Genomic DNA, 8,737 nt, shown 5'->3' on the forward strand with positions numbered 1-8,737 from the left:
CGTCCGATACAGACGACCCCCCTCGGCCCCACCGAACGGGTTGGCGACGAAGGCCTCCGCGGTCAGGTCGGGCCGCCCCAGATAACCCCGCGCCAGACCCGCACCACCGATGAACAGCTCGCCGGGCACACCGGTCGGCACCGGCTGGAAGGAACCGTCGAGTACGAACAGCTGCATGTCGTCGAGCGGACGGCCGATGGGCACCGCCGCCGGGACCGGGGTTCCCGGCTCCATGCGGTGGCTGGCGGCGAACGTCGTGGTCTCCGTCGGCCCGTAGCCGTCCACCACGACCAGCTCGGGGCAGGCCTCCCGGACGCGGCGCACAGCCTCGGCCTGCACGGCGTCGCCGCCGGTCCAGACCTCGCCCAATCCGGCCAGGCAACCGGGGTCCTCCTGGGCGAACAGGTGGAACAGTGCGGCCGTCAGCCAGAGCGAGGTGATCCCGTGCTCGGCCACGACGTCGCGGAGCATCCGCGGGGTGACCGTCCCTTCGGGGGCCACGACCACCCGGCCGCCGGACAGCAGCGGCGCCCACAGTTCGTAGGTCGAGGCGTCGAAGGCCTGCGGCGAGTGGAGCAGCACGCACTCGTGGCCGCGGTCGAACCGGCTGTCGGCCGCCAGGGCGGCAACGTCCGCACGGGTCACGGCGACGCCCTTGGGCCGTCCGGTCGAGCCGGAGGTGTACATCACGTACGCCAGGTCGGCGCCGGTGTCCTGCGGGGCGGGCAGCGGTGTGTCGGGCCACTTCTCCAGCTCGGGCCAGACGTCTTCGACCGTCAGGAGCAGCGCCTCGGACTCCGGCAGTGCGCCGCGCTGGGCCTGCCCGGCCAGGACGACCGTCAGTCCGGCGTCCGCGACCATGTGGGCGAGGCGGTCGCGGGGGTAGGACGGGTCCAGCGGCACGTACGCGCCGCCGGCCTTGAGGATCGCGAGCAGTCCGGTGATCCCCTCGACGGAACGCGGCACGCACAGGCCGACCAGCGTCTCCCGGCCGACGCCCCGCTCCCGCAGGAGCTGTGCGAGGCGGTTCGCCTGCCGGTCCAGGTCCGCGTACCGCACCTGGCGGTCGCCGGACACCACCGCGATGCTGTCGGGGCTGCGGCGCACCTGGTCCTCGAAGAGCCCGGTCAGGGACACGGGCTCACCGGTCCCGGCCCGGCGGGTGCCGTAGCCCGACTCGACCGTGCGCCGGCGCTCGGCCTCGTCGAGCATCTGCAGGTGGCGGACCCGCTGCGTGGGATTGTCCAGCGCTGACCGGAGCAGGGCCTCGAAGTGGTCGGCCATCCGGGCCACCGTCTGCTCAGCGAACAGGTCGGTGCTGTACTCGAAGCCGAAGTGCATGCCCTCCGGGTCGGCCTGGACCATCAGGGTGAGGTCGAAGCGTGCGACGCCGACGCTCATGCCCTGCTCGATCATGTTGCGCATCCAGGGCCGCGGTTCGGCGAGCGTCGAGGCGTTCTCCAGGTACGGAAGGCTCTCGTCGGCGAACATCGCCTGGAACACGGGGTTGTGGCTCAGGCTGCGTTCAGGCCTCAGCTCCTCGACGATGCGTTCGAACGGCACCTCCTGGTGGCTCTGGGCGTCGAAGAGCTGCCGACGGACCTGGAGGAGGACGTCCTCGAAGCTGGGGTCGTCGCGCAGGTCCACGCTGACGGCGACGGTGTGGACCAGGAAGCCGACCATGGACTCGAGTTCGGCGCGGTTGCGGTCGGCAATGGGCACGCCCACGACGACGATGTCCTGGCCGCTGTAGCGGGAGAGGAAGACGGCGAAGCTGCTGAGCATGGTGATGTAGTTCGTCACCTGGTGCTCGCGGCTGGTGTGCGTGACCTGCTGGGTGGTCCCGGGCGAGAGCCGGCGCCTGAGGAAGTCGCCCTTGAAGCTCTGGGCTTCGGGTCGGGGGAAGTCCGTCGGAAGGCTCAGGAGCTCGGGTGCCTCGGCGAGTTGTGCCTTCCAGTAGTCCAGGTGGAAGGCGAGCCGGTCCTCCTCCAGCCAGCTCTGCTGCCAGACCGCGTAGTCGGCGTACTGCACCTCCAGTTCCGGCAGCGGCGAGGGCTCCCCTTCGGCCAGGGACTGGCAGATCCTGAGGAACTCCTCGCCGAACACGCCGATCGAGTACCCGTCGAAGACCGTGTGGTGGGCGCCGAGGGCCAGCACCTGATCGGTCCCGGAGAGGGTGATGAGTTCCGCACGCAGCAGGGGACCGGTCGCGAGGTCGAAGGACTGGTCCCACAGGCGCCTGATCTCCTCCTGCGCCAGCTCCTCGCACTCCTGCTCCGGGTACGCGGAGAGGTCGAGCTGCGGGAGGTCGATGCGGCAGTCGTCGGTGATGATCTGCCAGACCTGGCCGTCCTCCTCGCGGAAGACGGTGCGCAGCGGTTCGTGACGGCGGATCATCTCGGCGAGCGCGTTCCGGACGAGCCCGGCGTCCAGGGACGTCGGCAGCGGAATCAGCCAGTTGACGGTGTAGGACGTGGTCCCCGGGCTGAGCCGGTCGATGAAGAACAGTCGCTGCTGGTCGAACGTGGCCGGCAGGGGGCCGGTGCGGGGCACGGCCGTGAGGGGGCGCACCTCCAGCGGCTGCAGTTCCTCCTGCAGCCGCTGGATCTCGCGCGCCACTTCGGCGATCGTCGGGAGATCGAAGAAGAGCCGTACCGGCACTTCGAGCGAGAACACCTGGCGTATGCGGGTCACCAGCTGCACGGCGAGCAGGGAGTGACCGCCGAGTGCGAAGAAGTCGTCGAGGACTCCGATCGGGGAACGTCCCAGGATCTGTTCCCACATCGAGACGAGCAGCGCCTCGGTGGTGTTGCGGGCGGCAACCGCGGACGCCGTCCCCTCGGGCTGCGAGGAGGTGCGGGGCTGCAGCAGCGCACGCCGGTCGAGCTTGCCGCTGGAGGTGACCGGCAGCGCGTCGAGGGCGACCAGGTCGGACGGCAGCATGTATCCGGGCAGCCGCTCGGCGAGGTGGGTGTGCAGCTGGGGCATGAGGCGGTGCCGGATCTCGCCCTTGAGCGGCTGGTTGGCGTACGCCGTCCAGTCGGCCGGCGACGCTCCGGACGGGGCGGGCACGATGCGCTCCTCCGGGTCCGGGCCCGCCTCCACGCCCTCGCGGGTCAGCAGCACCGCGCAGGTGCCGTCCGCCCCGTGGCGTCCCCAGTCGACGTCAGCCAGGTACCCGGCCTCCTCGGCGAGTTCCCAGAGGTCCTCGGGATCGACGGCGTCCGCGGCGGGGTTCTGCGCCCGCTGCGCCTCGACGGTGTCCGGACCGGTCTCGCCCTTCGCCCAGCGGAGGGTGCGGACCGCCTCCTCGACGCGCGCGTTGGGAACGTTCCGCACGCGGATGCGCTCGGGACGGTCGGAGGCGAGCCGTTCCCGCAGGCCGGGGAGGGTGAGTGCGTCCGCGGACCAGTCGAGCTCCGGGGCGGGCGGTTCCGTTCCGCCCGCTGCGGGTGCGCCGTCGCGGGAGACGTGCAGCACCACCTGGTACCGGAACATGGACATCTCGTTGAGGTGGCGACCGCGCTTGGGGCGGATCTCGACCCGGGAGACCAGGCCGGTGGTGGCCGCCCAGTCCCGGAAGAACGCGGGGTCGAGGGTGAGTTCCTCCTCCTGCTGCAACCGGTGCTGGACGCGCTGCCGGAGCTGCAGGCGGGTGGTGCCGTCCGGGGCGTTGTCCGCTTCCACGCTCGCGTGGAAGGCCTCGAGCAGGGGAAGGCTGCGCACATCGCCGACGATGATGCGCCCGCCGTCGGCGACCCGGGACAGGGCGCCCTCGAGGACGCGGAGCAGATAGTCGATCCCCGGGAAGTACTGGATCACCGAGTTGACGACGACGGTGTCGACGGGCTCCAGCTCGAGGGCGTCGAGACGGTCCGCCTCGCGCTGCTGGAGTACCACCCGGTCACGAAGCCGCGGGTCGTCCTCGATGCGTCGCCGTACGGATTCCAGCGGTGCCGAGGAGAAGTCCGTTCCGTAGTACCGGTGGCAGTGCTCCGCGAGGGGGAACAGGAGGAGGCCGGTGCCGCATCCGATCTCCAGCACGGTCCGGGGGTCGTAGCTGCGAATGAGGGAGACCGTCTCGTCCTGCCAGGCCCGCATCTCCTCCAGGGGGATGGGGCGTCCGGTGTAGCTGCTGCTCCAGCCGGAGAAGTCGTGGCCGTCCTCGGCGCTGCCGGCGGCGTCCGGGTCGAAGGCGTCGTAGACCTCGCGCCAGTGGTCGACCCGCTTGTCGGCCAGGGAAGCGTCGTTCTCCTGCACGGCCTCGTGGGCGAGTTGCGGGTGGAGGACGACGTAGGAGACCAGGGAGCGGTCGCCCGGGCGGTCCTCGCGGACGATGGTCGCCGAATCCTGCACGACGTCGTGCTCGCTCAGGACGCTGTCGATCTCACCGAGTTCGATGCGGTAGCCGCGTATCTTGACCTGCGAGTCGGTGCGCCCGAGGAACTCCAGGTTGCCGTCGTCGCGCCACCGGGCCATGTCGCCCGTCTTGTAGATGCGGTCCCCGGGGGTGTCGCTGAAGGGCGACGGCAGGTACTTGCTCGCCGTGAGCTCAGGTGCGCCGGCGTAGCAGGAGCTGAGGACGTCGCCGGCGATGTACAGGTCGCCGGGGACGTCGATCGGGCAGGGGCGCAGGCTCTCGTCGAGAACGTAGTAGCGGGCGTTCTGGATCGGCTTCCCGTAGGGGATGCTCGACCAGGCCGGGTCGACCTCGTGCACGGGGAAGTAGTTCGACCAGACCGTCGCCTCCGTGGCACCGCCGAGTCCGACCACCTGGACGTTGGGGAAGGCGGCCTTCAGGACGTCCGGGGAGTGCAGCGGGATCCAGTCGCCGCTCATGAAGGTCAGGCGCAGGTTCCGGGACACGAGCTCGTAGGCGCCGTCGCCGTCGGTGGGCAGGAACGGCACCAGTTGCATCAGGGCGGCCGGTGCCGAGTCCCAGAAGGTGATGGGTTCGTTCGCCAGGTACCGCAGCAACTGGGCCGGTTCCTGGATGTCCTCGCTGGTGGCCATGCGCACGGAGCCGCCGGCGGCGAGCATGCCGAAGACGTCGTAGACGGACAGGTCGAAGGTCAGCGAGGTGACGAAGAGGATGCGGTCCTCGGGCCCCACCGAGAAGGTCCGGTTGACCCATTCGATGAGGTTCACGGCCGGGAAGTGGGCCACCGTGACGCCCTTGGGGGTTCCGGTGGATCCGGAGGTGAAGATGATGTAGGCGAAGTCCTCCGGGGTGCCCTGCACCGGAAGGTCGTGCCGCGGCAGGTCCGACAGCGCGGTCGAGGGGTGAACGGTGTACGGGGTGCCCTCCGGGACCTCGAAGTCCGCGTCCACCGGGTCCGCCGGGTCCACGCACACGATGTGGGCGAGGTCGGGCAGCGGGTCGGCGGTGCCGAGGCGCGGCACGAGGCGGTGCTGGGTGAGCACGCACCTGGCCTGCAGCGAGTCGAGGATCCAGTGCCAGCGCTTGACGGGCGCGTTGACGTCCAGCGGGACGTAGGTGGCACCGGCCTTCAGGACGCCGAGCAGGGCGGGGACCATCTCGGCCGCCCGCTCCATCAGGACGGCCACCTTGTCGCCGCGCCCGATGCCTGTCCGGGTGAGGTGGTGCGCCACCTGGTTGGCGCGCTCGTTGACTTCCCGGTATGTCCAGTGTTCGTCCCGGAAGAGCAGCGCCGTGGCCTCGGGGGCCTGCTGCACGCGCTGTTCGAAGAGCTGATGCATGCACAGGTCGCGCGAGTACGGCGTGTCCGTGTCGTTCCACTCGTGGACGAGCCGGGAGAACTCCGCCGGCGTGACCATCGCCAGCTCTCCCAGCCGGGCCTGCGGCCGCTGCACCAGTTCGGTGGTGATCTGCCTCAGGTGCCCGATCATCCGCTCGACGGTCGGGGAGGCGAAGCGCGCGGTGTCGTAGTGGACGGTGAGCGAGAGGCGGCTGCCCGTGGTCGCGACGACGCTGAGCGGATAGGCCGCGTGGCTCTCCTCCCACGTCCTGACCATGCGCAGCGGGCTCTTCCCTGTGTCCGCACGGTCGTCCTCGACGGTCAGGACACTCTCGAAGAGTGCCTCACCCGAGCCGATGCCGCTCCACCGCTGCACCTGGAGGAGCGGGCTGTACTCGTGCTCCTGGAGCCGGGCGTAGCCGCGCTGCAGGGTCCCGAGCCATGTCGGCCAGTCCGTCGCGGCCGGCACTCCGACGCGCAGCGGGAGCGTGTTGATCAGCAGGCCTACCATGCCGACCGCTCCGGGCAGGTCGCTCGGGCGTCCGGGGGTCGTGACGCCGAGGACCACCTCGTCGGTGCCGGAGTAGCGGCTCAGCAGGAACGCCCAGGCTCCGCGCACCACGGTGTCCAGGGTCAGACCGTGCTGCTCCGCGGCCTCCCGCAGGGCGGTGGTCTCCTCCTCGTCCAGCCGGAGCGAGGCCTGGCCGTACGCGACGAGGGTCCCGTCACCGGATGTGTCGGAGGACTTCCGCTCGACCGGGAGCGGCGCGGCGGAGGGCACCGAGCGGAGTTCCTCCTGCCAGAAGGCCTGGGCCCGGTCGAGGTCCTGGCGGGCCAGCCAGTCGACGTACTCGCGGTAGGCCGTCCCGGAAACACTGGTTACAGGTTCATGACAGATGAGACGCGCGTAGACCTCTTCGACCTCACGCAGTACGACCTCCTGGCTCCGCGCGTCGAGGAGGACGTAGTGGAAGCTCCACAGGAGCTGAAGCCGCTCCGGGGCCAGACGCGCGACGTGGAGACGCCACAACGGCGCCTCGTCCAGGCGGAATCCCTCCTCCTGATCGGCCCGCAGCCTGCCGGTCAGCTTCTCCGACTGCTCCTCGGCGCCCAGGCCGCTCCAGTCCTCGTGCGTGAAGGGGAGTTCCACCGTCGGGGCGACACTCTGGACCGGCTCACCGTCGGTTCCCTCGTGGAAGCTCGTGCGCAGGGCGGCATGGCGCCCTGCGACGTGCTCCCAACTCTGCCGGAACACGTCGAGATCGATGGCCTCCGAAATCTCGAGCACGACCTGCGCGTGGTAGAGCCCTTCCCGCTCCGCATGACGGGACTGGAAAAGAACGCCCCACTGCGTGTGCGTCAAAGGGTAGGACGTCGCGCCATTCTCTTCTTCCCGGGCGACGGAGAGGTCTTCCGCTGAGTCACGAGAGGTGCTCAAGGCTGCAGTCCTTACATCAACGGTAACGTACGGTTCCACCCCGACCGTGGGATACAACTACGCGCCGAGGGATAGCACTTGATGTCGTTGCGCAACGAAATCGGACGGTGCGATCAATTCGGATCCGAACACCGCTGCACACCGGACCGTGTCCGGATCGCTCCTACTGGACGAAGTCCCGTCAAAGGCTCGTGAAACACCTTTCCCTCTCCCCCACCGGGGATGTCTGACGGAACACCACGGCGCGCCCGCTCATCCCGGACAGCGTTCGCGAACTGCGGTCGGACGGCACATGACCGCCGCCGACGGACCGCCACCGGCCCGCGGGCGGCCCGGCGCCACCCGGCTCGCACGCCATCGGGAAACCCTCTCGATGCGCGCCGGAGAACCTGCACACTGTCGCTCCGGCGACAGCGACTCCCCGAGTCGCGTTATCGACGGGAACCGGCTGGGAACAACGTTTCGCTCGGACTTCCTCTTCGGCGGCACTCCCGGAGGAGAGACCGCCCGCACGACTGTGGCCCAGCATTCTGGATCCACCGGAATTCCGCATTTCCATCTCCGGAACGACACCTGTCCGTGAGCATTCTTGCAGGCCATGGGATGTGGACTGTCGACGCCTGCTGTGGACCGCTTCCTCTCACGACTTCCGGCGTCGGTCGGTATGTTTCTACGCACCGACAGAAGCCGTCAACGGGTCATGTCCGCTCGACACCCGGACGCGCCGAAACCGTCTCATGTGGCCGTTCGCCGGAGTCTGCCGGAGCTTCAGTTCCGCTCCCCGCCGGCCCGCTCCTCGGCCGCCTGCACGATCACCGAGACCCACTCCTCCAGCCCGCACCCCGCGGCCCCCCACTGCCCGACCGCACGCAGCCGTTCCCAGAGTCCGGCGTCGGTCCACGCGGCGAACCGGCGGTGCGCGGTGGCGGGGGAGACACCGAACGCGGCGGGCAGCTTCCGCCAGGCACACCCACTCGTCACGACGAAGACGACGGCCGTGAACACCGTCCGCTCCGGCACGGGAGCCGTCCCGCCGCCCTGCGGCCGCGACATGAAGGAAGGGAGCAGCGGCGCTGTCCGGCACCACAGGTCGTCGGGAACCAAGCGCCTCGCCAGTCCAGTAGTCATGACATCTATCATCACTCTTCACTCCAGGACCACATGAGACGGGCAGTCGCGCCCTGATCGCCGGACTCCGCACCGCTCTGCGCGGGGCCGGACTCCCCTGCGGCAGCGCGACGTTGCGAGGACCGGTGCCATGGGCGGCAGCTACATTGCCGAACGGTCCACACCCGCATCGACCGGCACCGCGACCCCGTGCCGGCGCACGGCCGCCCACGATCGGCCGGTACCCCGTACGGACGGAGAAACTCTGCTGTGCTCCCGTTGCTCCTGAACGCCGTCACCAGCCTCGTCCTGCTGACGACCGTCCACTGGTACCTGTGGCGCCGCCTGGTCAGGGACGTCTCCCGGAAGGGAGGCAGGTGGCGGCGCCTCGGCACGCTGCTGCTGTGCGGTCTCCCGGCGACGACGGTCGCCACGCTGCTCGCACAGTCGCTGGGTATCCCCTTCGGCGTCC

Annotated in this window: 2 protein-coding genes and 1 pseudogene; 1 reads left to right on the plus strand and 2 read right to left on the minus strand. The window is 69.9% G+C overall.

All coding sequences use genetic code 11. From position 1 onward, the window contains the following. Positions 1-7,197: non-ribosomal peptide synthetase (locus ACL06G_RS21330; protein ID WP_412788131.1), on the minus strand; the 7,197-nt coding region annotated here is incomplete at its 3' end. A 729-nt stretch (positions 7,198-7,926) separates the two neighbouring features. Continuing rightward, positions 7,927-8,286 carry a transposase gene (locus ACL06G_RS21335; protein ID WP_412788130.1) on the minus strand — a complete coding sequence of 120 codons (360 nt, stop codon included), beginning with the start codon at positions 8,284-8,286 and terminating at the stop codon, positions 7,927-7,929. 249 nt (positions 8,287-8,535) lie between these two features. On the opposite strand from ACL06G_RS21335, the pseudogene ACL06G_RS21340 reads away from it, so the two are divergent. Then, positions 8,536-8,737 (plus strand): annotated as a pseudogene (locus tag ACL06G_RS21340) (metallophosphoesterase); the annotation flags it as partial.

It is taken from the genome of Streptomyces callyspongiae (genome assembly GCF_047200695.1).
Classification (GTDB): Bacteria; Actinomycetota; Actinomycetes; order Streptomycetales; family Streptomycetaceae; genus Streptomyces.